We start from the raw sequence: 24,929 nt of genomic DNA on the forward strand, positions 1-24,929 counted from the left end.
ATTTTATAGGTTCTTTCTGTGATGCTGTTGTGAACTAGCCGATGAATTAATGTCCCAGATAAGCCATTCTGATCTCTTCCGAATCTGCCAATTCCTTGGCATCTCCCTCAAGCACCACTCTGCCCGTCTCAAGAACGTAAGCCCGATGAGCAATTTTAAGCGCCTGATGGGCATTTTGTTCTACAAGAAGCACTGTTGTTCCAGAGGCATTTACTTCCTGGATGATCCGAAAAATATCCTGAACGAGTAATGGAGCAAGCCCCATCGAGGGTTCATCTAATAATAAAAGCTTGGGATGCCCCATCATCGCGCGCCCCATAGCAAGCATCTGCTGCTCCCCGCCGGATAATGTGCCAGCAAGCTGTTTTTTTCTTTCTAAAAGACGCGGGAAGGTGGAGTAGACCTTGGCAAAATCAGCAGCTAAGCTGCCCGAATCTTGTAAAAAAGCTCCTAGCTCCAGATTTTCTTCCACAGACATATTAGCAAATACACGCCTGCCCTCCGGACAATGAATAAGCCCCTTTTTTACAATAGACTGAACACTCTGATTCGTAATAGATTTATCCATGAAATCTATACTGCCTGTTTTGGGTTTCAGCAGTCCCGAAAGCGTCTTAAGCAACGTGGACTTGCCTGCTCCATTTGCGCCGATTAGAGTTACAATCTCGCCTTTTTTTACATTCATACTTAAATCCTTCAAGGCATGAATAGCCCCATAATATACATTGATCCCCTGTACGCTAAGCATGGTCCACTACGCCTCCTGTCCCAAATAGGCTTCTATGACTTTGGGATGATTCCGTATTTCAACGGGCGTACCTTCAGCAATCAACATTCCGCGATCCAGCACATAAATCCGGTCACACACCCCCATAACCAGGGACATATCGTGCTCGATAAGCAGGATCGTCAGCTCAAACTCTTCACGGATCCAGGCAATAAGATTCATTAGATCCCGAGTTTCATTCGGGTTCATCCCTGCGGCTGGTTCATCCAATAGCAAAAGCTTAGGTCCTGCTGCAAGCGCGCGCGCAATTTCCAAACGCCTTTGATTTCCATAGCTAAGATTCCCGGCACATTCATCACATTGATCGGCAAGATTAAATATTTTGAGAATATCCATAGCCTTTTGCGTAATTTCGTTTTCTTCTACAAAATGCTTAGGCAGACGAAGCATGGAAGTGAACATCGAATGTCTGGCATGCTGGTGAAATGCGATCTTAACGTTATCCAGCACCGTCATAGAAGTAAATAGACGGATATTCTGAAATGTCCGCGCTGCCCCTTTTCGGTTAATCCGATAAGGCTTCATCCCGCCTACTGCCTGATCGCTGAGGATAATATCGCCACTGGAAGGCGGGTATACACCTGTCAGCAAGTTAAAAAGGGTTGTTTTTCCCGCGCCATTAGGTCCGATGAGCCCAATCAACTCGCCTTTATTAATATGGAGAGATACCTCGTTAAGCGCCTTAAGCCCGCCAAATGCACGACTTGCTTGTTGAACATCAAGAAGCACTTCCACTGTTGATGCTGTCACTTGGCTTGACCTCCTTTTTAGACCATTTCAAGAAAGAAAAACCCGTGCTGCCAAGCAGCCCTTTAGGCCGAAAAATCATCATCAGAATTAGAATCGCCGAGTAAATAATCATCCGCAGCTCCGGATATTCCTGAAGCACCGTGAAGAGCACCGTCAGTACAATCGCACCCACGATGGCCCCGCTTGTACTTCCTAGCCCACCTAACACTACCATGACTAGAATTTCGAATGATTTCAGAAAATTAAAGCTGCCAGGATTGATGACGTAGAACTTATGAGCAGAGAGACCACCCGCTATTCCCGCAAATAATGCTCCAAGGGAAAAAGCAATGACTTTGTACAAGGTTGTATTAATCCCCATCGCTTCAGCAGCAATTTCATTCTCCCGAATCGCTATACAAGCCCGGCCGTGAGTGGAACGTATAAAGTTATTGATCACAACAATCGTGACCAATGTGAACAGAAACATAATCGCCCAAGTCGTTTGATTAGGAATGCCGCTTAGGCCTGAAGCTCCGCCCACATATTCTGTATTGAGCAGGACAATCCGGATAATCTCACCAAATCCCAGCGTAGCAATCGCCAGATAGTCTCCATTCAGCCGCAAGGTCGGAATCCCGATAAGTACACCGAAAAATGCAGCAACCAGTCCAGAGATCACTAGCGCCAGCACGAATGGCATCTCAAAGTTCAAAGTTAAAATGGAAGAAACGTAAGCACCAATAGACATAAATCCAGCATGCCCGATTGAGAATTGCCCCGTTATCCCATTAATCAGATTCAAAGACACCGCCAGCATGACATTTATACAAATTAGAATTAGCGTAGACTCCATGACATCATCAAATATTCCCGTTGTTAGAAGAATTTGAATGACGATATATAGCATGACAGAAAATACAATGCCTATCCAAAATGACTTGTTTATCTTCTTCATAGGCATCTCCCTACACTTTCTCGCGGACATTTTTACCAAATAGCCCGGATGGTTTAAAGATAAGGATTAGGATGAGTACAGCAAATGCCACACCATCACGCCAAGAAGAGTATCCCAGAGATGAAACCTCTGTCTCGACTGTGCCCAGCAGAAGTCCCCCTACCAGAGCACCAGGAATACTGCCAATGCCACCTAGAACCGCAGCCACAAAAGCTTTAAGCCCCGGAAGCACCCCCATCATCGGATCCACTGAATTATAAGTCATTCCGAAAATAACGCCTGCTGCTGCCGCAAGTGCAGATCCTATAGCGAAGGTGGCTGAAATGGTCCGATCTACATTAATCCCCATCAACCGTGCTGCTTCCATATCAAAAGAAACGGCCCGCATCGCTTTACCAATCTTTGTTCGGTGCACAATATACTGAAGGATGATCATCAAAATAACCGTCGTCCCCAAGATCATGATTTGATTGGAGTCCACCTGAATCGAGGAACCAAACAAGTTGTATTGCTGCTTATTAAGAATCTCCGGAAATCCTTTAGCCTGAGGACCAAGCACAAACACACCGCTGTATTCCAGCAAAAAAGAAACGCCAATTGCAGTAATCAACACAGCGATTCGCGAAGCTTTTCGTAGAGGTTTGTATGCTAGCCGTTCGATTGACATCCCCAGCAACGCACTGATCGTCATAGAAATCACCAATGAGATAAGTAAGACCAGTATCGGAGGAAGCCCTGCTGAAGCCAAGTACCTGGCACTGAACAATCCAATAAACGACCCAACCATAAACACATCCCCATGGGCGAAATTGATCAATTTAATAATCCCGTAAACCATGGTGTACCCTAGTGCGATCAGAGCATAGATGCTCCCTACAGAAATCCCGTTAATTAACTGTTGAATGAAATACTCCATCGCCGTCCCCCAATCCCCATATTTATTTTTAAAAACACCTTTCTTTAGCTTACATTCATTTTCATCGTTTTATGTCACTTATATTAACACAGTACTATACATGCGTCAGTAAAATTTGTGGTTTTTACTATAATATTCAATATTTAATGTTATATTACATAACATTTTGAGTTAATCCTTTGGGACGTATATAGATAGAAAGTGGGTAAAGAGAAGAAAACAGGAGAATTATGGAGATTTTTAAAGTTTGATTTTCAGAGGGGGAGTCTTTGATTTTACCTACAGATTGCATTTAATGATAAATAATATAACATTTGTCTCTTTGGATATGTGTTTTTCGAGTTTATTATGAGTTCCTGGTCAAGTTGTATCTCTATTTTTGCGAAAAAAAACTCTGTCCCACACAATAATCGAGTGAGAGAAAGCTAATTAGGGTGGTCAGCTCCATTCTTTGCACTTCCGTCACGAGTCAATTACTCATCATTTTCTTGTTTAATTCTTTAATCTGCATCATATGATGTAGGTCATGCGATATAAAATCCTTTAAATAGGACTCAAAGGAAAACCTTCCGTCCACATATTTGCCTGAGTATTTTCCCTCCTCAAGACTACTTATACAATCTAATATTAAGTTACGATACTTCACAGTCAATTCTATTAATTCGTCTTTGGTTTTTGTTTTACCATATGTAACAGCATCATTATTAAATTGATCGAAATCAATAAGTTGAAGTGTTATCGCTTTATCGTATGCTATCGGTTCGATCGTCGATTCATAGAAGTATTTATCCCATAACAAAATATGACTAACAACATCATGAACGGTCCATTTTCCTTCAGCGATGGGTGTTTTCCAATCTAAATCAATAATTTCTAGAACAAATCCATTCCATTCCTTAAACTGATTTAGCAAATCTGATCTGTTATTCATTGGCACATCTCCTTTTTTGGTAAACATCAAAATTCTAACAAAATCTCTTTAATTCATTCTTATATAGTTCATAGTTCGCTTCATCGAAACATATAAAAATAACCTTATTTATTTCCGACTTATTATTTATAATATATTTTGAAACTTCATCTATAGCTATGCTACAAGCAAGATCTTTCGGAAAATTATATATTCCTGTACTTATATTAGGTATCGCAATACTTGTTACTTCATTAGATTCATCCGCCTCCACCCATCAAGCTTGTGTTTGCTGCATTGACGATAGCATCAACATCTAATTTAGTTATATCTCCTTGAATCAACTGAATCATTGAGTTATTTATAATTACATCCATCTGAAATCCCCCCCGAAGTATAATGGTTGCGAACAAGCATCAAGCGCTGATTGACATTCAAGCGGCTTAAATCACCCTAGGAAACAGTCGTTTGCACTAGACTCGTGGGGTTGTCCACCTGGCTAACTCTTCTTCAAACCTTTACCTTCTATCGAACCAACACCTCGTGGTCCACAGCGTGAACGTATTGTTCGCAGCTATCTAGTTTTTTCGGAGCTACTAATATATTCTTCAGCATCAGCTATTTTTTATATATGTAATCGATAAATCCTTGTCGTATCCATTCGCCTTCAAACTTTCTTTCCAGTACTCGATCTTCTTTGTATATTAACTGCAAATCATCAAACATAGAATCCGCCTCATGATAATCATAATAAGAGTGTATTACGAATTCATCGTCTTCTATTTGTTCAAACTGATTATCCCCCAAATCAACTCCATCGCCGACTCTAAAATCCTTTAGGGTTAAAAAATTTACAAATAATAATCCATTAGGTTTTAGAACGCGTTTCATTTCATTTATCGCTTTTTTCACATCTTGTTTTCTCATATGAAAAATAGAGTTATATGAATACACAAAACTCATCGACTCATCACTTAGTGCCAACTGTCTCATGTCGCCTTGTTGTATATTTAGATTCTGTCCTCTTTCAGTTGCGAACTGACTAGCTCTTTTAATTTGTTCGTCATTCATCTCAATACCGTATGTACTGTATCCATAGTTTGCAAACAAACTTAGTGGAGGTGAATCCCCTCCCGCCCCGCAGTCTAATATGTTTTTTTCCATACCACTTTCATTGCATAATGCCAAAAATCTGTACAAGGGGATCTGCTTAAACAGTTCCATGTTGATTCCACTCCTTTGATCATGTAGTTATTGGATTCACTCATAGATCTTTCTCATATAAATTATTTGAGCACATCTCTTCCATGGGTTTTCAGGTTTACTTTATTGAATCCCCGCAGTTCCAAATGTCTCTTTAATAACTTTTTCGTATTCATCCCATTTAAAGCAAAAAGGGCCTATATCAATAGTCTTATTACCGGATTCTAATTTGAAATCTCTCCATATAATAAGATCCTCTTCTCTCTCAATAAATACGGATATAAAGCCACATTCTTCATCGCCACACCAGGGACAGACTAATATTGGGTACCTGTAGTACAAATATTCATGCATTTCGTTTAACAAAAAATAATTAATCATTTTCCTTTGATGCTCTTCACTACCCCACCCGAGGGAAGGAACCCTATCATATTTTTTTAACATTTGGTAAAGAGACCTATCATCAATTATTATGTCGGCAAAAATAGTATTTTTATTTCCCTCTTGATCCGGATCAAAACTATCATATCGGCTTGACGGTTTTGTTTGTATTTGATTTATAGTTTTCATGCTCCTCCTTTAAACTCTTCACACTTATCAAATAAACATTCGATCCCTCCACTCCATTCCCCTTCCAAAATATTGAATTCACCGTTCTCAGAATCGCATATAGCAACCGAAAAATAAATTTACACAACAAAAAAAAAGCTCCCAGAATGGAAGCTCTTCTTATGTAATTCAGAACGGAGAGAGTGGGATTCGAACCCACGCACCGCTTACGCAGTCTAACCCCTTAGCAGAGGGTCCCCTTATAGCCACTTGGGTATCTCTCCATGAAAATGGCTCCCCGAACAGGACTCGAACCTGTGACAACTCGATTAACAGTCGAGTGCTCTACCAACTGAGCTATCAGGGAACATTACAAGTGAACATGAATTAATTTATCATGATTTCAAGGTCTAGTCAAGCGGGCAAAATAATTTTTGTGATCGTTTTCAAATTTATGCTATGATTCGGCCGCTTGCTAGATTTTTTAAAGAGATTTTCATCCCTCTTCGTCTATAGATTACACCATTCTCCATCCTGCGGAAGCTGTACCCGATCCCCCAACGATTCCTTCTCTAAATGAGCTTTTAGCTTATCTCGGGTAACCAAACAATGGTTAATGGCGTCCATGTGCACAGCAATCACTTTAGTAGAAGGAGCATATTCACATAGGTCTACGACATCCTGCTCATTCATTGTAATATGGCATCCGCTTAAAAACTGCGCACCACCAGCATTCACAACGGTCACCTCAGGTTTAAAAACATCCAATGCCATTTTCACCTTATCACACCAAATCGTATCCCCAGCCACATATAGAACAGGTTCGCCTTCCGCCTGAAACACAAACCCGGATACCTTACCCATAAGTTTACCAGTCACTCCAGTGCCATGCCGTCCATCAGTACGTGTTATAGTTATTCCATTAAACGTCAGAGAACCGCTAATTTCCGTGGTATGCTCAAACCCCTGCTTCGCTAATTTATCTCCATCTCCTTCCTGACATAATAGTGGTAGATCATGCGGCAACAAAGAAATGGCAGCAGCATCCCAATGATCCTGATGAAGATGTGTGACAAGAATTGCATTAGGACTCAGCCATTGTTCTACGGCTCCCGGCAAAGGAACGAGCGGATTGCGGCGATCATTGTCAGTATTAAAAATAGGTGGATTAGCACCCTGTTCACTCAACATAGGATCAATTAAAAATGTACTGCCACCATACTCTAGCCATAGGGTCGCGTTGCGGATATGCTGTATTTTCATCGGAAGCCCTTCTTTCTTTCAGATATCTTCTGCTACAATTAATTATAGTTGGACCTTGAAACAGAATACATTGAGATTGGAAAAAGATTGGCCCGTTCTACTTTCACGCAGAAAGGATTTTAGATAATAATGAGTTCTTATTTTATAGATGATGTGGATTTTCGCATCCTGCAGCTTCTAATTGAAGATTCCACGATCAGTCACAAAGATATTGGGCAGCAAGTGCATATGACCGGTCAGGCTGTGGGCGCACGTATTCGCAAAATGCAGGACACCGGAGTGATTGAAGGCTGCACGGTCCGCTGGAATCCTGATAAGGTTGGGGAGACTATTCATGCCTTTATTACTGTTTTTTTGGGTTCGAATACGGTTCACCCAACCTTTCAGACATTCGCAAAGCAGCATGATAGTGTAAAAGAAATACATAGGGTCAGCGGAGAAGGCTGCTACTGGATACGTGTTCGTACCGGAAGCCAAGAGGAGTTGAATAGCTTTCTCGACGAACTGCTGAAGTTCGGAAATTACAGAGTCAATCTATCGATGGGAAAGCTAAAATAAGGCTGTATCGGAATCGGATATGAAGCTACTATCGGACCCAGTTGACCTTATACTCAGCATAATCGCATATTTGGCATACTATCGGACCCCATTGCCTCTATTGGCACGAAAAGCACCAAATATGAGCCTCTTTCGAACGAATAGCGTCACTTGAGTCCGAAACCCTGCCCAAAAGGCTAAAAACTTGCCAATAGCGTCATTGGGGTCCGTAAGCCTCAGCCAATGATAGCTCGGCGATGTTGGTGTTGGTGCAGGTGTCGATGTTGGTGTTGGTGTTGGTGTGTATGCAAGTGAATGGGTTACTCAAAGTCAATGAGCTTTTGCTTGCTCATAAGCTTTTATAGCAGGCCAGCCATCGTCAAAAACGCAGAGCAGCGATCCTCCAATAACCGGAGGATCGCTGCTCTGCTGTCCTTTTACTTATGCCATATTGTAGTTTCTACCGCGGTAGTTAATTCAATAATTCAGCTGCTCTAAGCAACCGTACAAGAATTACGGCGGCTTCTGCACGGCTAGTATCACTGCTAGGTGCAAAGCTGCCTGATGGTTGACCTTTCATAATGCCTTTTGCAGCCAGGTCAGACACTGCTTCTTTAGCCCATGAGGAAATAGTTGAAGCGTCTCTGAAAACATCTGTAGCAACGATTGCTCTAGATCCTTCAGCTTCTAGATTCAGCAGCTTCATTGCTCTGGCTGCCATAACAGCCATTTGCTCCCGTGTAATAGGGGCGTTCGGACGGAAGTTTCCATCCTCATAGCCTTGAACCAGTCCTAAGGCTGCAGCAGCTCTGGCGTCCGCTGCATACCAAGATAAATCGGACACATCACTGAAGGTCTTCGTCGTGTTCGCAGCTACAAGACCTAACGATCGAATCAGCATAGCTGCGAACTCGGCACGACTGACAGATTTCTGAGGTGCAAAGGTATCTGTGGATTGTCCGGTCAAGATCAGTCGGCTGGCAAGTCTCTCAATCTCATTTCTCGCCCAATGTGTGGAAATATCTCCAAAAGTCACAGGGTGCAGCGCAGCGACAAATACACCGCTCGCAATACTGCTCCTAACCGTAACCTTGGTCATCCCATTAACGAGCTCATACAATGCAGGTACATAACGGAAGGAACCCGTCTGTTCATCGTATATAAGGACTACACCTGTCTTCGCATCCAGCGCCTCCTTAAGCATAAATGTACGATCTACATAAGTGGTGCCGAACCCGCTTGCTGCTACAGAGGTTTTTCCATCCGTTACCTTTAGAGTGAAATTAGCCGGTGTTCCTTGCACAGTAAAGCCTTGCTGCTTAGCTTTGGCAAGCAGTTGTTCCAATCCTTTTCCGCTTAGCGAATTTACATTGAACTCCAGTGTGCCTGTCGGCATTTGTGCGGCTTTGAGCACACTCTCCACAAGCTCTAACGGGAAGCGGTAGCTCATCCCTCCACTTTCAATAACAAGCACAGCTTTCGGGCTAAGTGCCGCCGCCTTACGTAAAGCATCTGCACTAAACCGGGCTGTGCCGTCACCGTTAGCTGATATCTCGATAACAGCTTGCCCAGCAGTCGCCTTAGCTTTTAGCAGCGCATCATGATTAGCTGCTGGCGTAGGTGCTGGTGTAGCGGTCGGTGTGCCGGTTTGAATAGGGTTCACTGACCCTGTAGGGTCTGTTGGACCAGGAGTACTTGTTGGTTCTGGAGTATTCGTTGGACTAGGAGTACTCGTCGGACTGGGAGTACTTGTTGGATCCACAGGATCGATCGGGTCTACAGGATCTGTCCCGCCAGGTGATAGCACCTCAATTGTATAGACCCTCTTCTCGCTGCCCACAGTTACCGTGAAGTCTGTGATACCCGCTTTAATTCCATTAAGACTGTCGTTGGTAAATGTAGCAATCTCATTGCTCATAATATTTAAAGTAGCTTGTGCGGTAATATCTCTGCCTTCTTTATCTAGTACCTTAAGCGTAGCTGACTTACCCTGCTCTAATACCACAGGCCCGCTCTGTCCATCTGCTAGTTTGATAGAGAACGGTTTAATGGCTGAGGCTATTCCTTGATTTTGTTCTTTAATGCTTAAGTCAGGAGAGGCATTGGTCAGTAGGTTCATCCGTTCGCCACGAATAATCATGTTGTCGACCAGCAGACTCCCTTTCAGATTTTTCGTAACTTCTATACCGCTTGTACCTGCGCCATCTAATACATTATTCGTCATCACTACTCCATCAATGGAAGTGAGAGTATCTCCCTCTAGATCACCTTGAGCAATCAGCCCCGAATAAGTGCTGTCCAATGCTGTATTGTTGCGAATGAGTACTTTTCCTTTCAGATCACTCTCACCAGCATAAAGCCATAACGCACCCAGATTCACGCCGTAACCGGAATCGTAGCTGCCAGTTCTAAGCAAGGTATTTCGCTCCACAATCGTTGTTCCTTGGAATGGCTCGGCGGTGAAACGGGTGGACACTGCAATCCCGGCTCCATTAGTCACAGTGTCTTTTACCACGTTGTCCTGGACTTTGTTATCTTTCCCCCCAAAGACTACAATGTTATCCGCTAACCAAGGCAAGGATACCGTATTAAAACGTGCCGTGTTGTTATAGCTCGGTGTACGTTCCGTACCATTCACATCCGTCAACTTGCCGTCTGTAAACGACCACATTGCGATTCCATCATCCCCTGGATAGCGGATGTCACTTTGTTCCATCATGCTGTTGCCAGTCCCTACGGCAAAGTTAATCCCGTCTGCCATAAGATTGCGGATCCGCAGACCTGCCATGTACAGACCATTCGTACGCGCCTTTTCACCCATCGGCTGAGTTAACCACAAGCCTGCTTTGGTATGTTCTATCCAAACGTTCTGTATAATCGAACCTTGGCCAAAAGCACCATGGAAAGCGTTGGTGATCGCTTCATCATCCCGTTCGTTAATGCCGCCTTCAATCATCAGATCGTAAACGCCAACCTTACCGCCGTGACCATAAAACTTAGCTCCATTCAGGACCGTATACCACATGCCGGCACCACGTATTTCAGCGGTATCCAGATCCAGCAGACCCTCACCGACATTAAAGGTACCCGCCGGGAACCACACACCTTTACCTGTCGCATTCGCTTCGGCAAGGGCTGCCTTGAAGGCTGCGGTATCATCTCCCTCATCATTCGCTGCCGCTCCAAAATCCGTTACGGAAATAAATCCGTCCGGGCGAGCCAACTCAGGGGCAACCTGCTCCATATCCACCAGGTCAATGACGTAAGAAGCTGCGTTGTCTCCTGTTCCCTTCTCTAAGCGAATAGTTGCTCCGGCAGGAGCATCACCAATCAGAGCATGGATTTCGTCAAAGAAGCGGTGTCCACTGCCTTGGCGAGGGTCATTTGACCATGGGTAGCTGCCATATTCCCAAGCATATTTGGATGTCAGCTTAAGCTGCTTCTTAATTCCATCCACATATAGAGTCAAGGTTTCTTCCGCACCAGCCCCATCTGGACTATCAGGAATAGAATATCGAAGAACGATGGAGTTAGCTGATTCTGCAAGCTTGAACTCTAGATAATCTCCCGTATTCTTCAAGGCCACCGCTTGTCGTCCAGAAGCCTCGGAAGCCATGCTGAGATATTTCCGCGACGAGCCAATCAGCGTTCCGTTTGTTGCCGCATCCTCAGCTTCATAGCTGATATATGGAACCGTTGCTCCACGGTATGTTTTGTTAACGCTGTTTTTTACGGTCAGGCTATCAAGGGTTACTTTACTCCAATCCACGTTGTCACTGCTTAGAGAAACCGTGTTGATGCCTGCACGAAGCTGCAATTTTACCACTACAGTCTTCCAAGAGGCAGACTTGCCAAGACTAACCTTGCCCCCTTCGTTTAATCCATTCACCTCTAGTGCCAGATCCGTTGCGGCAGCAGCGGTATTTTTGTATCGAATAACAGCATCGTATTCCCCAGCCTGCTGGGCGTTGACTGCAAACCGTATAACACGTTCCCCTTTGAATGCTTCTCCTCCTGCATAAATTGCATCAGCAGGGATAGGTAAGAAGCTCCAGAGCTCACTATCAGTTCCATTTGCAGCAGAACCAAGCTGAACAGCCGATGTGCTGTGAGAAAGAAGACCTGTTCCGTTCGCACTTAGCAGAAGAGCATAACCTAACTTCTCTTCCAGCTTCCATTGGGATCTTTCTGTATCTCCAGCAGCTAACAAGACCACTTGGCCCGATTCATTGAGCGAAAGATAATGTTGTGTCTGAACATTCATAATCCGTTTGCGTCCGTTTATCTCCTGGACCAGCCACTGGGATTGAGCCGCCATATCGGAAGCATCTGCATATAGGACAGCCCCCTCTTTTTCGGCCAATACTTTACCAGCCATGCCTTTCGGTACAATGGTTATGATGTTGGTATCATTTTGAACTGGAGTTGTTGTATTGTTATTGCGCAGTTCTCCAGATGGAGTAGTAAACTCCTGTGGAGCCGCCTCAAGTGTCCATAGTGCCGTACCCTCACTTTCTAGCAAAAGCGCACGTTCAGCATATCCTGTCTTATTGGCAATGTTTATTAATTCATCGTCGTATTCTCCAAAGAGACTACGAATGGTGTAATGTGTATAATCGGAAGCCAAGCTTACTTCCCAGGCAGAGGCTCCGTCTACAGCAGGTTCTGTACTACTGCTCTCCAAATATGAATAATCACCATTCAGCGTTAAAAAATGACCTGTTGCCCGGTTGGTGATCGTCTGTTTACCCTCCTGTACAGTTACATTCCAGTGCGAAAATCCATTGTCTGCTGACGGCTGCCCATACAGAACAACCCCACGCTCATTTTCGTATAAATACTCTCCGCTGCTTGCATTCTTGAATCTTACAGGGTAATCAGGCAGTGGCGGAGCAATCGCTTCAACCGCTTCAGCAGTAAAATGTGCACTGCTTTTTTCCGCTGTATCTGCAGCTTTACTGATTCGGAGAATTGGGTTGCCGTTATCATCCGGCGCACCATAGATATAGTGACCAGCCCATGAGCTCATAATGGTAGTCACACCGGACGGTTGCATATCAACCTTCCACTTAATGCTGGCCCATACATCGTACACTGTTTGCAAAGTTTGAACGCTAACTTTAGGATCAATCTCATCTACAGCCCCACCTATATGCTCAAGGGAGAGATAACGTCCAGTGCCTTTATTTTTTATCTTCACCGATCCATTGCTGCCCGCTATTTCTTGCAACTGCCAGACAAAGGAATCGTCATTCAAATCAAGTGGACCATAAGTAGCCTGGCCTACTGTTACATCCTCGTTGGCAGCTGCTAGAGGTGCAAGATTTTGGTTAGAGTGTGCAGAGTCCTGGTCAGCATAGACAGCTTCAGTAACCGTCTTGGATTCTGGCAATTCCTCTAGTGCGGCTGAAGAAGTCAGCAAAGGACCGTCCTTAAGATATTGATCCTCTCCATTTACAGCATCTAGCTGAAAACGGAACAAATCTTGTTTTTTCTCGGTGACCGGAACAAATCTCCACTGCGGACTGCCCCAACCTGGATTGATCACTCCGTACTCAGCATATTTAGTGAGGTTTTGAAGTGAAATATACTTCTCTGGGATTTTATTAGGTTCCTTGTCGAGAACGCTACTGATTACGTAGGTGTTGTTCCCAACATTTTTGCCTGTCCAGATGTATTCTCGTTCCACATGATTTCTGTCTGGAAGCTCTGTGACCTGAAGGTGGCCATTTGGCATATTCATCGTGTTCATGTAATGGCCTGTTTTCTTGTTTTTGAACAGCTTGCGGCCGTTATATTTCTCCACGAGCCACTGATCGGAGCCGTCCTTCTGCATATTTCCATATTTTAAAAGACCATCAACACTCTCATACCAATAAAATGACTTCCAGCCATTCTGAATCCGGTAATAGGGCCCGGTGCCGTCAGTCGGTGTGTTAGGATCTAAAAGCTGCCACTGAGCGCTCAAAGAAGTCGCATCCCCAATCGCACCCGCATGTTCTCCACCCAATGTAGACAAATAAATGCCTGTGCTTTCGAGATTCTGAAGCGTCTGGTAATCATCATAATCATCGGAATCATTAAAAATCCATTGATCCGACGGCTGACTTCCGCTAATCTGCAAGGCCTTGGCAGTACCTTCACTATAAGAAACATAATGATCGGTTGCCGCATTACGGATACGCTTATTACCGTCATAATCTTCTATATACCATAGATAGTCAGAGGTGTTAGCGGCATCTGGCGCAATAATTCCATGCTTAAGCTCGCCGTTTGCGGATTCATATAAGAAATCTGTAGCCACTTGTGCATCCGTATAAGTTGCCAGTCGTACAGGCTGTAATTCGGAAATAGGCACGATTCTCCACTGCGCGCTTGGATTAGAGGCTGAACCCGGCCAGCTGTTAGATCGCACATTATTGTCATCGCTGAATTGTGGATTTAGCCATAATGGACTCCCCTCTTCAGTTAAACCACTGTTACGAAGGGTAATGAAGCCCGTCCCATCAGGGCCTGGTGCATGCTCTTGGACCCATTCACTTAGCTTCACGTGATCCATATCGACTTCCTGCGAAAAAACCCCAGCCCAGGTCACTTCATTTTGCTTAATATAATGACCTGTCGCACGGTTGCGAATCATTACTGTTCCGTCATCCGTCCCTGATTCAAGATACCACTGGGCCGCTTCATTGCTGACAGGCTGTTTACCGTAAAGAACATTCCCTTCACTTTCATACATTACCTGACCGGGGCGGAGACGACTCTCTAGCCGTACAGGTGCTGCATTTAGATCTATAAAAGCCCACTGCGGACTCTCAAACGTAACATTGATATCCGAGCTTACTTGCGCATAACCAAGCTGATTCTCCTCGTGGATAACCAACTTCCCCTCTGGCACAGTCGCACTTCGGATGATCATGTATCCATTGCGATTGGAAGTATCAATTAGCCACTGATCCGCAACACTTCCTGAACCTTGGTGTTCTGCCGCCTTAAGTGAATCCTCTTTGCCGTTGTTACCAGCCATTGTAATGTAATGGCCTGTCTTCACATTCTTGATTCGTGACAGCCCGTTCACCGTCTCAACCGTCCAATGCGCTGAAGCATCGGCTGGATTGGTCATGCCATAACGCACGATTCCTGCGGATGTCTCATATAAAAAGTTGTTTTTCCACTTATTCTTGATGAGTACCGTACCTGATGGAATTTGCTCAGCGCCTGTTCCTCCAACCCCTTCTGCTCCCACGGAACCACTACCGGTTCCCATTACAGGCAAGCTTGAAAAAATCAGCAGCAGCGCGAGCAGACCCGCCATTGCGGACCTGATTCGTTTCATACATGTGCCCCCTCTAATTAATATGGACTTCCTTTTCATATTAGTTTGGGAACGCTTACAAAACGATGTGCGATTTTATCCAGAAAAAGGTGTATTTGTACGGATATCCAATCCCTACAACCTTCATGAAGATTGACAAATCGGTTTAACGCGATGATAGTTAGTTTTAGCTACCCGCAAGGAGTAAACAAACGGAGGTACATATGAATTTCAAAATTGATTCGCCAAAAATAGCAGATCCAGACTCTCTTCTTCCTGAGCAAATATATTCACTGCAAACTAAAGACGAATTCAGCTGTTGCAGCATCAGCGATACGGTTATTGATAATCAAGAGGCTAATAAGGTCAGCTTTGATCGCGTGATTTTTAAAAATGTAACGATTACGGAGTGCTCCCTAACTGGGATCGAGCTTATGGACGTGATATTTGATCACTGTGATCTATCTAATGTGGATTTTACGAATGGCATTATTCATCGAACTGAATTTAGAAACTGCAAGCTCATCGGCACAGACTTTACAAGAGGCAGATTCCAGAATGTTCGTGTAGTAGATTGTATCGGGGATTTTGCTACGTTTCGATTCGCTAATCTGAAGCAGGTTGCTTTTGAGAACAGCTCATTAATGAGTTCCGACTACTATCAGTCAAATTTCCAAAAAATCAGCTTCAGCGAGTGTAATATGGATCAAGCCACATTGTCAGGATCAAAGCTTAATGGGATCGACCTTAGTGACTGCGAGTTCAGTGGCTTGATCGTGGATATCAAAGATTTAGAAGGATGTATCATTTCGCCTCAGCAAGCTGTTTCTTTTGTCGGATTATTAGGTTTGGTTATAAAATAAATAACTTCAACTTGCCCGAACATTTACCGCAGCGATAACGCTTAGGGTCTACTTTTCGCTTACGCGGATACTCCATGGCACAGGCACTGCATACAAGCTTATATCGATAGGGCAGCGGCTTCCGAGCTTTTGCACCCGGCAGTGTCTGACAGTAGCGGCTTCCGCCGACTTGCGCCAGCAGGCTTTTGAAATCAGCGTCACGATGCATATACCCTCGCTTAGCCAAATGCAAATGATAATGGCAGAGCTCATGCTTTATAATCCGCTCCGTCTCTTCTCTGCCAAACATGGCAAGCTGATGGGGATTAATCTCTATATTATGACTTTTGGTAAAATATCGGCCACCCGTTGAGGACAACCGGCTGTTAAAGCTCGCCTTATGCCTAAACGGCACGCCAAAGCTGTCCCGTGATACCTGCTCAATCCACAGCTGTAGCTCTTCGTTGCTCATAGTTTCCATAGCGTTCTATCACAAGTCCTTTCCACGGGAATTAAGATCTCTACTTGAATTGTAACTTGTGCATAGGCTAAACTGTCAAGAAGGAAGACAAGTACGGAGGGAGAATGAACAATGCCGAAAATGCGGTATGTAATTTTGCAGCAAAATCAAGAACTACAATTCGTGGAAATGCCTGAGGAATATGCGTACCAACTAAGTGCGCTCAATTTACGCCTGAACAAAGAAATCGACAAGCTGACAGCCGATAATGTTCCGGATCTGCCCTTAGCCATCGCCGAGTGCGATTCGCTGGATCTGTTACGTGAGGATTACTCCCTGGAGTCCGGTCTGGATTATATCAATAGATTGGAACAAGCCTTCGCCTCTGTTCAAGAGCAGAAGAACTACCCACTGATCTCCCTGCTTACTGAGATACGAGCACTACAGGCTCAATTGGAGCAGTGGTACGAAGAGGAAGCAGAAAGCCTACTGTAATCCGCACCTTTAGGCTTATTTCTCCATATTCTAACTTACGTAAGTTGTTAGAGGAGGGATTCGCTTGCCACAGTGGCTCTGCCATCAGCTAATGAAAGCTTATTACAAAAAAGACCGCCGTCAGATCAAGCTGCTGAATGAGTGCTGGTTCTTTTATCGTAATTCTGCGGAATCGAGTAATGAGATGAAGTTATAGCCTCGGATGATTAAGATCTAGGACATATTTAAAGCAGCGGCTACCGTCTTTTAAAAAGACGGTAGCCGTTTTTGTTAAGAAAGGGGACTTATAATTATGATCAGTAGAACAAGACATATACAGCTGTCTCCGGAAAGTGGGACTGAGGAAGAGGACAATTATAATCTCTATGTCATAGTCACATTCCCTGACCGCTCCCGCTGGGCATCGGATTTCTACACCTTCAAGAACATCGAAGCGATCCGACAAGACTACATCCAAAGTGGTGCTTGTCTAAATGGGGCCTACTGGAGTGCACCTAATTATCTAACTGTCGTGGATCATATTGATCGCAAGCGAATTGAAGAAATCGTCGATTTATATATTTCGGAAGGTACATTCGAATACGCCTTTGAATACATAGGACAGGTCACGGAGCGGGATCTGGAGATTATCGATTATCCGGAAGGCTTTTTCAACCCTTTAGAAAAGCTTGAGCACAGGTACGTTATGCGGCAGTTCGCTGCAATTGAGTTTATGCTGGAGAATGCTGCACCAGAAACTATAGCAGTAATAAAAAAGATCATCGCAGAGAAACAATAAGACTCCGCCTTAAGAATCAATCCTTATTAAAACTTAGGAAATACATATTTAACCAAAAAGAACAGAAAACCAAAAAATATAATAATGTAAGCAGCATATTTAATAAAGGTAGATGCGACAACGCTGGAATCCGATTTCCGTTGTACCTCCCTATGCTCCACTTCAACACTTCTATCCTTATAGCCCGGTTCCATCAGCAATCTCTCCTTTCGAATGTTCATCTTTGATAGCCTCCATTAACCCGAGGCTTTCAAGATTGAATCAAAATTCTAGATTGGATTAAAAAAAGACCGGAATTCTCTTCAGCTTTTCGAGCTGAGAAATTCAGGTCTTCTTTCTACTTACCCTTTAACCGAACCCGCCGCAATTCCCTCAACGATACGGTTACTGAGGAACAGGAATGTAATCAGAATAGGCAAAATACTGATCATAAGCGTTGCCCCGATCGCACCCCAATCCGTCGTATATTGACCAATGAAGTTTTGCACCCCCACGGTCAGCGTCTTGTAAGAATCAGAACTAATAAATGTGTTTACAAAAATAAATTCGTTCCAGTTATAGATCATATTAATAATGGCTGTAGTCGCGATCACCGAGCTTGTCATAGGAAGTATAATTCTAAAAAACATTCTGTTCACGGAACAACCATCAATTACTGCAGCCTCTTCCACTTCGCGTGGCAGTGCGTAATAGAAACCCAGCAAAATCATAATCGTTATCGGCATGTTAAAAGCGACATAAGACAAAATAAGTGACAAAGGGTGATCCGTTAAGCCAATCTTATTGAATATACTAAATAACGGAATAAGCGTGGAGTGAACAGGAATCATCATCGCTACCATAAACAATCCCAGTACGAACGAGCTTCCCTTCCATTTCATTCTGGTAACTGCATACGTAACCAAGCTCCCGAAGATAACCGTTAACACCGTAGCCACGATGGTAATCCATACGCTGTTGAAGAAATACACGTTGATGTTCCCTACATTCCAGACCTTCGCGTAATTCTCCCAATGAGGATTCATCGGCAACGATAGAGCAGGAAGGTTGAACACTTCCTGATTATTTTTTAATGAGAAAAACAGCAGCCATACAAGCGGAAACAATTGCAGAGCAGCAACGGCAATCAACACGATATATAGCAATGAGTAGCCTAATTTACGTGTGATCTCCGTGCCAGCGCCGCCTGTCTTTGGCCCGATTTCTAGCCTTCCTGCAGTTCCAGACATCATGAAGCGCCCCTCCTTATGAGTATTGGATCGAATCTTTCGTAGCAGTTAATTTGCGAATGACCCAAGTAATGACGAGACAGATGACGAGCAGGAAGAAACCAATTGCGCTCCCGTAGCCAAAATCATAAGCCCGAAAAGCCTGATGATACATATAAGACGCCATCACTTCACTAGAGCCATTAGGACCTCCATCCGTCATAACAAAGATTAAGTCAAAATACTTCAGAGAACCTACAACGGCCAGAACAATCGTAACTTTAATGACTTCCATTGCGAGTGGAAGCTTTATTTTCCAAGCGATTTGTAAGGCAGAGGCTCCGTCAATCTTTGCTGCCTCTTCCAGAGAGGTCGGGATATTCTTGAGTGCTGCGTAATAGATCAGAATATAGAAACCAGCATATTGCCACAGAATGGGAATAAATAAAGCAAACAAAACTAATGTAGGCTCTGCAAGCCATGCAGGAGGATTAGCAAAACCAATGGATACTAATAAGCTGTTCACAATTCCGTTCGTCGGATGATAAATTCTTAGCCAAAGCTGCGCAATCGCAACGGACGATAGCAGCATCGGAATCAGATATATTTTGCGAAACAAGTTAGCTCCCTTGATCCGGGCGGCTAATACCATAGCAATTGCCAAATAAATAATGAGACTTAGGGTAGAAAACAACGCTAACTGCAGAGAATGCCAAGCACTATTCCAGAAGGTTTGGTCTGTTAGCAAAGCTTTATAGTTATCAAATCCGATAAAAGTCAGAGCACCTATGCCATTCCATTTATTCAGTCCATAATAACCCGTTAGAACAATCGGAATATATACAATAGCCAGAATGAGAAGCAAGGCGGGAAATACATATAACGCGATTATTTTTTTGTTAGACATCACTTTATCCAAAGTGTCCTACTCCTTTCCTTCATAAACCGTTTGAGGAAAGGCTTATCCGGCATCACGCTGCCGGATAAGCTAATTGTCCCCTTCGCCTAGTTGTCGAAGCTTTAGTTGCCTTTAGAGATGGCCGCGTCATGCTCCTCGGAATACTTCTCTGGCGTCACCGCTTTGCCAAAAAGAGCCTGGATCATATTCAGATGCGTTTCTGCTGCATTGGCACGCATTTGAACATCTGCGAATAAAGTGATGCTGCTAGCTTTGTTCATTTCGTTAAACAAATCGATGTAGAGCTGTGGTAGATCCAGTGTGGCGGTGTCCACCTTCGTAGCTGGAATAACGCCTGCTCCAGTTACGGATTGCTCTCCCCATTTGGATACGAAATACTCGACGAATAATTTTGCTTCTTCTTTTACCTCAGAGTTCTCAGCAACAAATAATCCTACACCTGGTCCACCTACCCAGCTGTTAATGTCTCCCTTCCCGCCTTCAACTGTCGGGAATTTGAAGAAACCAACACTATTACGGAATTCCAGTGGAATTTCTTCATTCGTTGTGAAGTTTGGCAGATCCCATGATCCCATCATGTACATTGCCGCCTTGCCATTTACGAACTCTGATTTTGCCTCTTCATTTGATAAACCGTTGAATCCCTTAACAAATGCATTGCTGTCTACAAGTGATTGGACCTCTGATGCCGCCTTTACTAATCCTTCATCCATAAATGAGCCTGATCCACTGATCGCACCTGCAAGTGCCTGTTGGCCTGCGATCCGATCAGCCAGATACATATACCAAAGCGATCCTGTCCAGCGATCCTTATTGCCGAGAGCAATCGGTGCAATGCCCCCATCAGATAGTGTTTTTACAACTTGCTTAAACTGATCGTAGGTTTGTGGAACCTCAAGATTATACTTTTCAAAAATAGCTTTATTGTAGTAGATAGGTGCGATGTTAAACTCAAGTGGAAGCGCATACGTTTTATCGTTAATAGCATAAGCTTCTGTAGTTCCTGCGACGAACTTGTCTTTTAATTCACCATTCAACAAGTCATCTACAGGTGCGAACAGATTTCCTTCAACGTAAGGCTGTAAAAAGCCAGCGGCCCAAGTTACCCCAACGTCTGGCAATTCGTTAGAAGCAGATAATACCTTCAGCTTATTTTTGTATTGCTCGTTGTCCAGAACCTCTTGCTTGATTACAACATTGGGATGCTCTGTTTGATATTCTTTAATGATTTGATTAACAATTTTATTTTGTCCGGCAGAAACACCTTCTGGCCATAAATGCATGAAGTTAACGGTGACTTTGTCGCTTCCCCCATTTGCACTACCTTTAGATTCACCTGCATTGTTATCTTTTTGACCACAACCAGCTGTGACAAGAACGAGGCACATCGTTAAGAACAATATTGTCCATTTTTTATTGCGCACGCTTACAACCCCTTTTCTATTGTTGTCTAGCGGCCTTGTAACCGCTTAACTAAATTGTAGCTTGGATCCCATGATGTCGTAAGGTCATAAGGATTGGGACTAATACCACTATTATTGGATTCTTTCCTCCGTGGTCATGACGTTCTGGCGGTATTGCCCTGGACTAACATTTTCGAGTGCACGAAATACCTTCACAAAATATTTGGCTGTTTGATAGCCTACTTGTTCCGCGATTTCAGCAATAGACAACCGGGTGCTCACCAGTAGTTCTTTGGCTCGTTGTACTCTCCTTCTCGTTACATATTCACTGTAAGTCAGTCCCGTCTGCTCTTTGAAAAGGACGCTGAAATAGCTGGCATTCATGTGTAATTGATCCGCTATATCACGCATGGATATCGATTCGTGAAGATGTTCGTCTAAGTATTGGAGTGCCTCACGCACTTGAGTGCTATACACTTTCTCCTGCTGTACCGTTTCCATAAGCTTGGGATCGATCAGCTTCTCCATTCGTTCGATTCGATAAATATCATCCTTGCGTTTCAATGCTAATTCCACTGCTCGGACCAGCTTCGTTTTGTCGAGTGGCTTCAGTAAATATTCAACTACACCAAACTGCAAGGCTTTCTGTGCATAGTCAAATTCAGGATGGCCGGAGATCACAATAACCACTGGAGGATGAGGCATTTCGTTCAGCTTTTCAACTAATTCTAGCCCTCCAATCTCAGGCATGCGCACATCGGTAATAAGCAGATTAACTTCGTTATTTTGCAGCCATGCCAGTGCCTCAACACCGCTTGCTGCGGTTTCGATGCGATATTGACCGGATGACCAGGCTTCTAATGTTTTACGAACCCCTTCTCTTGTTCTCGGTTCATCATCTACGATGAGTATAGTTTTCACGTGTTTTTCCCCTCTCCAGGTTCATTCGGTATTTCAAAAGAGATGCTAGTTCCATAACCTTCTTCACTTCGTATTTCAAGCCCGTCCGTATTGTCTACGTAACTGAGTTTCAGTCTCCGCTCTATATTAGCAATACCAATCCCAGTCCCTTTGGAAGACCTCATGCTCCCCTTCTCCATGGTGTGATAGATAGACGATATCTTTGCTGCATCCATCCCTGGACCATCGTCAGTTACCGTAACCAATGTATATCCCGGACGACTTGAAGGTCTGACAATTAGCATGACTGTCCCCGGTCCAACCCTTTGCTCTACGCCATGAAGAATCGCATTTTCGACAAGAGGCTGGATTAACAGCTTCGGTAGCGGGACACTTCGGCAAGCTTCATCTGACTCAATCCGCCAGGATAACCTGTCGAGCATACGCATCTCCATAATCTTCAAATATCTTTCGGCATGGTCGAGCTCATCGCCGATAGTCACCCATTCATCATCATCAGTTCGATTGATGACATAACGAAAAAGCCCCGACATATCAACCACAATTTGAGCTAATTCCTCCTCACCCTTTTCATCGAGGGCCCAGTAGAATGCTTCTAATGTGTTAAATAGAAAGTGCGGATTGATTTGAGCCTGAAGTGCCTTTAATTCTGTGCGACTCTGGACGATCTCCTTCTGATAGACGACTTCAATTAGTTCATTCAGAGAGTGAACCATCTGGTTGTAAGTATTATTGAGCTCATTGATCTCCATAGTGGTAGAAGTGACTGAAATCGGTTTCAAGGTTCCAAATCGCGAACCGCGCATCACTTTTATCAAATTCAGTATGGGCCTTGTAATCATCGTGGATAAAATAAAAGTAAAGATGAGAAACAATAAACTGCCAACAACACCGGATACGATGATCGCTGTACGAAGGACAGATATCCCCTCTGTCGTATAGTCAACTGGAGTGAGGATTACTAGCCTCCAACCTGTTGCCTTGGACTGCTTCTGAATTACAATGTAGTCTTCTCCGCCAACCTCAACCTTTTCTCCTCCATGATCCAGTATCTTATTTGCATTGACATTTACGGAAAAATCGGAAGAAATTTGCCGTCCCGCTTCATCAAATAATCTCATTAATTCACGCGTTTCCGCCTGTGAGCTGTCCACCTCATCCGTAAGCTGGAAGTAACTTTTCTCAATTTGAACCATAATATAGCCAGCTTTCGTGAATGAATGATCAATCAGCCTAATATTACGAATCGCAATGACGATATCCGAATTCCGCGGGTCAAGTCCAAACCATACGAGACGTCCTTTGCCCTCGTCCACCCGGCTGATCCATTCTTCGGATACTCGATTGTTCAGGCTGGCGTCATCAACCGAAAGTAATTTCTGATAATCACCTGCATACAGCTCAATGGAACGAATCCCTGTCGCATACGCCTCATATTTACGTACTTCCTGCTGGATGGTTTGACGTTCGGCGAAACTGATCGGCTTTCCTTCAGCCTCTTGAGCGAGCAATCGCTGAATGGAGGCGTTGGTTGCCACTTGCGCCGTCAACGTATTAATCTGCCGGATCAGTACATCCAATTTGCCCGTTGCCTGAACTGCAGTCTGTTCAATGTGCTTCTCCGCACTATTGCGTAATAGAACCGAAACTTGCCCGTACATAAAAAAACCAACCGTGGCGAGCACGATCACCATGACAAACATGAAACCCAGGAAAATTTGATTACGCAATGTGTTTAACTGTCCAAACCTCGTCAATCTTTACACTCCCTTCCGCCTGATAAACTTGATTCCTCATCAAAAAAGATGACCCTTAAATCTTCAGGAATCATCTGCAGCTCTAGTTATTTGTTAATTCAGCCTGTGGATTATATGATATCAGTGATTAGTTTCTGAGCCCATATCCATATCGCGTTTTAATTTATCCAAATCAACCAAAAAAAACAATATAGAATATATACTCGTGCCTACCAGAGTTGCACACAAAAAAACCGTACCTCCGCTGACCCGGTTATACCGGAATAGCAGTGTACGGCTTGTATTTTTAAATGTGGAGGTTCTAATTAAAACTACGGTTGGACACCCATGAACCCTGCAATTTACGCAGCATAATAATTTGTCCAGTATGGTAAGAATCGTGTAAGATAAGGCTCATTACCTCTTCCCCTGGCGCATGACCCGAACCGCCCCAATCATACGCGCCTTCTTCCAACGCTTCAATGATTTCTCTAAGAGCAGCATGCACGTCCTTCAGGTCTGCAACGGCTTTCGCCCATGCTTCTTCTCCTTCAGCTGTTACAGTAAAGGTATCATCGTTGCTTTCAGCATCGGGTTGTTTGGGCAACCCTTTTAGCTTTCGCAGCAAACGCACCTTATAATAAGTTAGATGGTTAACCGTTTCCCAGATAGAATTGGCCGCCCCACCCTCTGGCTTCCAGAGAGCCTGTTTGCTATCCACACCTTCCAGCGCATCGCTAAGCGGCGGAGCCCAATCCTCGATATCCATGCAATAATCCCAATTTTGGAGCAAGACCTCACTGATTTTATTTTGCATGTTCAACCTCCTAAAAATTTGTGTAAACATAAACTTCATGGTGTAGCTTCAAAAAGAACTACTTCAAAGCGAACTAATATGTAACGACTTAAACCATAATATAGTGGTTACAAAAGAAATGTAGCATATTTCCAGATTGTATTCAAGTAACTAGCTAAACTTATTTTTAACTGTTACAATGAT

At 43.8% G+C, this 24,929-nt stretch carries 23 protein-coding genes and 2 tRNA genes; 5 read left to right on the forward strand and 20 right to left on the reverse strand.

All coding sequences use genetic code 11. The features are described from left to right. Positions 1-46: 46 nt before the first annotated feature. From MKY14_RS21690 to MKY14_RS21740, 11 genes are all read right to left on the reverse strand, one after another. Positions 47-748: an ABC transporter ATP-binding protein gene (locus MKY14_RS21690; protein WP_340977316.1), complete on the reverse strand. Its 702-nt coding sequence runs from the start codon at positions 746-748 to the stop codon at positions 47-49. 6 nt (positions 749-754) lie between these two features. Further along, positions 755-1,537: an ABC transporter ATP-binding protein gene (locus MKY14_RS21695; RefSeq protein ID WP_340977317.1), complete on the reverse strand. Its 783-nt coding sequence runs from the start codon at positions 1,535-1,537 to the stop codon at positions 755-757. Beyond that, the gene (locus MKY14_RS21700; RefSeq protein ID WP_340977318.1) at positions 1,506-2,474 is read right to left on the reverse strand and encodes a branched-chain amino acid ABC transporter permease; all 969 of its coding nucleotides are present in this window, start codon (positions 2,472-2,474) and stop codon (positions 1,506-1,508) included. The genes MKY14_RS21695 and MKY14_RS21700 overlap by 32 nt, the downstream gene beginning before the upstream one ends. Positions 2,475-2,484: 10 nt before the next feature. Further along, complete coding sequence (locus MKY14_RS21705) at positions 2,485-3,390, reverse strand: branched-chain amino acid ABC transporter permease (RefSeq protein ID WP_038569087.1); 906 nt, start codon at positions 3,388-3,390, stop codon at positions 2,485-2,487. A gap of 469 nt (positions 3,391-3,859) precedes the next feature. Further along, positions 3,860-4,321, reverse strand: coding sequence for a DinB family protein (locus tag MKY14_RS21710; protein ID WP_340977319.1), 462 nt, complete (start codon positions 4,319-4,321; stop codon positions 3,860-3,862). A gap of 34 nt (positions 4,322-4,355) precedes the next feature. Beyond that, positions 4,356-4,574 carry a macro domain-containing protein gene (locus MKY14_RS21715; protein ID WP_445252417.1) on the reverse strand — a complete coding sequence of 73 codons (219 nt, stop codon included), beginning with the start codon at positions 4,572-4,574 and terminating at the stop codon, positions 4,356-4,358. A 344-nt stretch (positions 4,575-4,918) separates the two neighbouring features. Beyond that, on the reverse strand, positions 4,919-5,524 hold the full coding sequence (locus MKY14_RS21720) for a class I SAM-dependent methyltransferase (protein WP_076304486.1): 606 nt from the start codon (positions 5,522-5,524) through the stop codon (positions 4,919-4,921). Positions 5,525-5,626: 102 nt separating this feature from the next. Then, positions 5,627-6,073, reverse strand: a complete 447-nt coding sequence (locus MKY14_RS21725; protein WP_076220227.1) for an oxidoreductase — start codon at positions 6,071-6,073, stop codon at positions 5,627-5,629. A gap of 174 nt (positions 6,074-6,247) precedes the next feature. Further along, a tRNA-Ser gene (locus MKY14_RS21730) sits at positions 6,248-6,336 on the reverse strand. Positions 6,337-6,343: 7 nt separating this feature from the next. Further along, a tRNA-Asn gene (locus MKY14_RS21735) sits at positions 6,344-6,419 on the reverse strand. A gap of 143 nt (positions 6,420-6,562) precedes the next feature. Next, the gene (locus tag MKY14_RS21740) at positions 6,563-7,315 is read right to left on the reverse strand and encodes an MBL fold metallo-hydrolase (protein WP_340977321.1); all 753 of its coding nucleotides are present in this window, start codon (positions 7,313-7,315) and stop codon (positions 6,563-6,565) included. A gap of 129 nt (positions 7,316-7,444) precedes the next feature. Here MKY14_RS21740 and MKY14_RS21745 point away from each other — a divergent pair, with 129 nt between their 5' ends. Beyond that, complete coding sequence (locus tag MKY14_RS21745; RefSeq protein WP_340977322.1) at positions 7,445-7,873, forward strand: Lrp/AsnC family transcriptional regulator; 429 nt, start codon at positions 7,445-7,447, stop codon at positions 7,871-7,873. A 451-nt stretch (positions 7,874-8,324) separates the two neighbouring features. On the opposite strand, the gene MKY14_RS21750 is transcribed toward MKY14_RS21745, so the two are convergent. Next, positions 8,325-15,188: an S-layer homology domain-containing protein gene (locus tag MKY14_RS21750; protein ID WP_340977323.1), complete on the reverse strand. Its 6,864-nt coding sequence runs from the start codon at positions 15,186-15,188 to the stop codon at positions 8,325-8,327. A 203-nt stretch (positions 15,189-15,391) separates the two neighbouring features. On the opposite strand from MKY14_RS21750, the gene MKY14_RS21755 reads away from it, so the two are divergent. Next, complete coding sequence (locus MKY14_RS21755) at positions 15,392-16,030, forward strand: pentapeptide repeat-containing protein (protein WP_076282038.1); 639 nt, start codon at positions 15,392-15,394, stop codon at positions 16,028-16,030. Here the strand turns inward: MKY14_RS21755 and MKY14_RS21760 are convergent. Beyond that, on the reverse strand, positions 16,020-16,481 hold the full coding sequence (locus tag MKY14_RS21760; RefSeq protein WP_081383508.1) for a SprT family protein: 462 nt from the start codon (positions 16,479-16,481) through the stop codon (positions 16,020-16,022). The two genes, MKY14_RS21755 and MKY14_RS21760, sit on opposite strands and share 11 nt — an antisense overlap. A 120-nt stretch (positions 16,482-16,601) precedes the next feature. On the opposite strand from MKY14_RS21760, the gene MKY14_RS21765 reads away from it, so the two are divergent. From MKY14_RS21765 to MKY14_RS21775, 3 genes are all read left to right on the forward strand, one after another. Further along, on the forward strand, positions 16,602-16,964 hold the full coding sequence (locus tag MKY14_RS21765) for a hypothetical protein (RefSeq protein WP_036686808.1): 363 nt from the start codon (positions 16,602-16,604) through the stop codon (positions 16,962-16,964). A gap of 64 nt (positions 16,965-17,028) precedes the next feature. Further along, positions 17,029-17,160: a cortex morphogenetic protein CmpA gene (cmpA, locus tag MKY14_RS21770; protein ID WP_094903512.1), complete on the forward strand. Its 132-nt coding sequence runs from the start codon at positions 17,029-17,031 to the stop codon at positions 17,158-17,160. Between the two features lie 96 nt (positions 17,161-17,256). Beyond that, positions 17,257-17,742: a hypothetical protein gene (locus tag MKY14_RS21775; RefSeq protein WP_076280204.1), complete on the forward strand. Its 486-nt coding sequence runs from the start codon at positions 17,257-17,259 to the stop codon at positions 17,740-17,742. Positions 17,743-17,768: 26 nt separating this feature from the next. Here MKY14_RS21775 and MKY14_RS21780 read toward each other — a convergent pair whose 3' ends face one another. The 7 genes from MKY14_RS21780 to MKY14_RS21810 all read right to left on the reverse strand — a co-directional run bounded on the left by MKY14_RS21780 (position 17,769) and on the right by MKY14_RS21810 (position 24,746). Beyond that, positions 17,769-17,963 carry a hypothetical protein gene (locus MKY14_RS21780; RefSeq protein ID WP_036686806.1) on the reverse strand — a complete coding sequence of 65 codons (195 nt, stop codon included), beginning with the start codon at positions 17,961-17,963 and terminating at the stop codon, positions 17,769-17,771. Between the two features lie 120 nt (positions 17,964-18,083). Then, the gene (locus MKY14_RS21785) at positions 18,084-18,974 is read right to left on the reverse strand and encodes a carbohydrate ABC transporter permease (RefSeq protein ID WP_076219626.1); all 891 of its coding nucleotides are present in this window, start codon (positions 18,972-18,974) and stop codon (positions 18,084-18,086) included. Between the two features lie 13 nt (positions 18,975-18,987). After that, entirely contained in the window at positions 18,988-19,869 is an 882-nt protein-coding gene (locus MKY14_RS21790) for a carbohydrate ABC transporter permease (protein WP_036686803.1), read from the reverse strand. Positions 19,870-19,970: 101 nt separating this feature from the next. Then, on the reverse strand, positions 19,971-21,293 hold the full coding sequence (locus MKY14_RS21795; RefSeq protein WP_038569072.1) for an extracellular solute-binding protein: 1,323 nt from the start codon (positions 21,291-21,293) through the stop codon (positions 19,971-19,973). A gap of 111 nt (positions 21,294-21,404) precedes the next feature. Beyond that, positions 21,405-22,193, reverse strand: a complete 789-nt coding sequence (locus MKY14_RS21800) for a response regulator transcription factor (protein ID WP_038569070.1) — start codon at positions 22,191-22,193, stop codon at positions 21,405-21,407. Further along, positions 22,190-23,950 (reverse strand): cache domain-containing sensor histidine kinase, encoded by a 1,761-nt coding sequence (locus MKY14_RS21805; RefSeq protein ID WP_038569068.1) that lies wholly within the window; start codon positions 23,948-23,950, stop codon positions 22,190-22,192. Before MKY14_RS21805 ends, MKY14_RS21800 begins: the two co-directional genes overlap by 4 nt. A gap of 301 nt (positions 23,951-24,251) precedes the next feature. After that, positions 24,252-24,746 carry a DinB family protein gene (locus tag MKY14_RS21810; RefSeq protein ID WP_036686798.1) on the reverse strand — a complete coding sequence of 165 codons (495 nt, stop codon included), beginning with the start codon at positions 24,744-24,746 and terminating at the stop codon, positions 24,252-24,254. Between the last annotated feature and the right edge of the window lie 183 nt (positions 24,747-24,929).

It is taken from the genome of Paenibacillus sp. FSL R5-0887, from assembly GCF_038002305.1.
Classification (GTDB): Bacteria; Bacillota; Bacilli; order Paenibacillales; family Paenibacillaceae; genus Paenibacillus_AQ; species Paenibacillus_AQ odorifer.

Bases quoted from the DNA above. Each gene is read 5' to 3' on its own strand.
- MKY14_RS21785 (WP_076219626.1), bottom strand. From the start codon at position 18,974: ATGATGTCTGGAACTGCAGGAAGGCTAGAAATCGGGCCAAAGACAGGC.
- MKY14_RS21780 (WP_036686806.1), bottom strand. From the start codon at position 17,963: ATGAACATTCGAAAGGAGAGATTGCTGATGGAACCGGGCTATAAGGAT.
- MKY14_RS21755 (WP_076282038.1), top strand. From the start codon at position 15,392: ATGAATTTCAAAATTGATTCGCCAAAAATAGCAGATCCAGACTCTCTT.
- MKY14_RS21700 (WP_340977318.1), bottom strand. From the start codon at position 2,474: ATGAAGAAGATAAACAAGTCATTTTGGATAGGCATTGTATTTTCTGTC.
- MKY14_RS21705 (WP_038569087.1), bottom strand. From the start codon at position 3,390: ATGGAGTATTTCATTCAACAGTTAATTAACGGGATTTCTGTAGGGAGC.
- MKY14_RS21765 (WP_036686808.1), top strand. From the start codon at position 16,602: ATGCCGAAAATGCGGTATGTAATTTTGCAGCAAAATCAAGAACTACAA.
- MKY14_RS21710 (WP_340977319.1), bottom strand. From the start codon at position 4,321: ATGAATAACAGATCAGATTTGCTAAATCAGTTTAAGGAATGGAATGGA.
- MKY14_RS21810 (WP_036686798.1), bottom strand. From the start codon at position 24,746: ATGCAAAATAAAATCAGTGAGGTCTTGCTCCAAAATTGGGATTATTGC.
- MKY14_RS21725 (WP_076220227.1), bottom strand. From the start codon at position 6,073: ATGAAAACTATAAATCAAATACAAACAAAACCGTCAAGCCGATATGAT.
- MKY14_RS21740 (WP_340977321.1), bottom strand. From the start codon at position 7,315: ATGAAAATACAGCATATCCGCAACGCGACCCTATGGCTAGAGTATGGT.
- MKY14_RS21745 (WP_340977322.1), top strand. From the start codon at position 7,445: ATGAGTTCTTATTTTATAGATGATGTGGATTTTCGCATCCTGCAGCTT.
- MKY14_RS21750 (WP_340977323.1), bottom strand. From the start codon at position 15,188: ATGAAACGAATCAGGTCCGCAATGGCGGGTCTGCTCGCGCTGCTGCTG.
- MKY14_RS21690 (WP_340977316.1), bottom strand. From the start codon at position 748: ATGCTTAGCGTACAGGGGATCAATGTATATTATGGGGCTATTCATGCC.
- MKY14_RS21775 (WP_076280204.1), top strand. From the start codon at position 17,257: ATGATCAGTAGAACAAGACATATACAGCTGTCTCCGGAAAGTGGGACT.
- MKY14_RS21760 (WP_081383508.1), bottom strand. From the start codon at position 16,481: ATGAGCAACGAAGAGCTACAGCTGTGGATTGAGCAGGTATCACGGGAC.
- MKY14_RS21720 (WP_076304486.1), bottom strand. From the start codon at position 5,524: ATGGAACTGTTTAAGCAGATCCCCTTGTACAGATTTTTGGCATTATGC.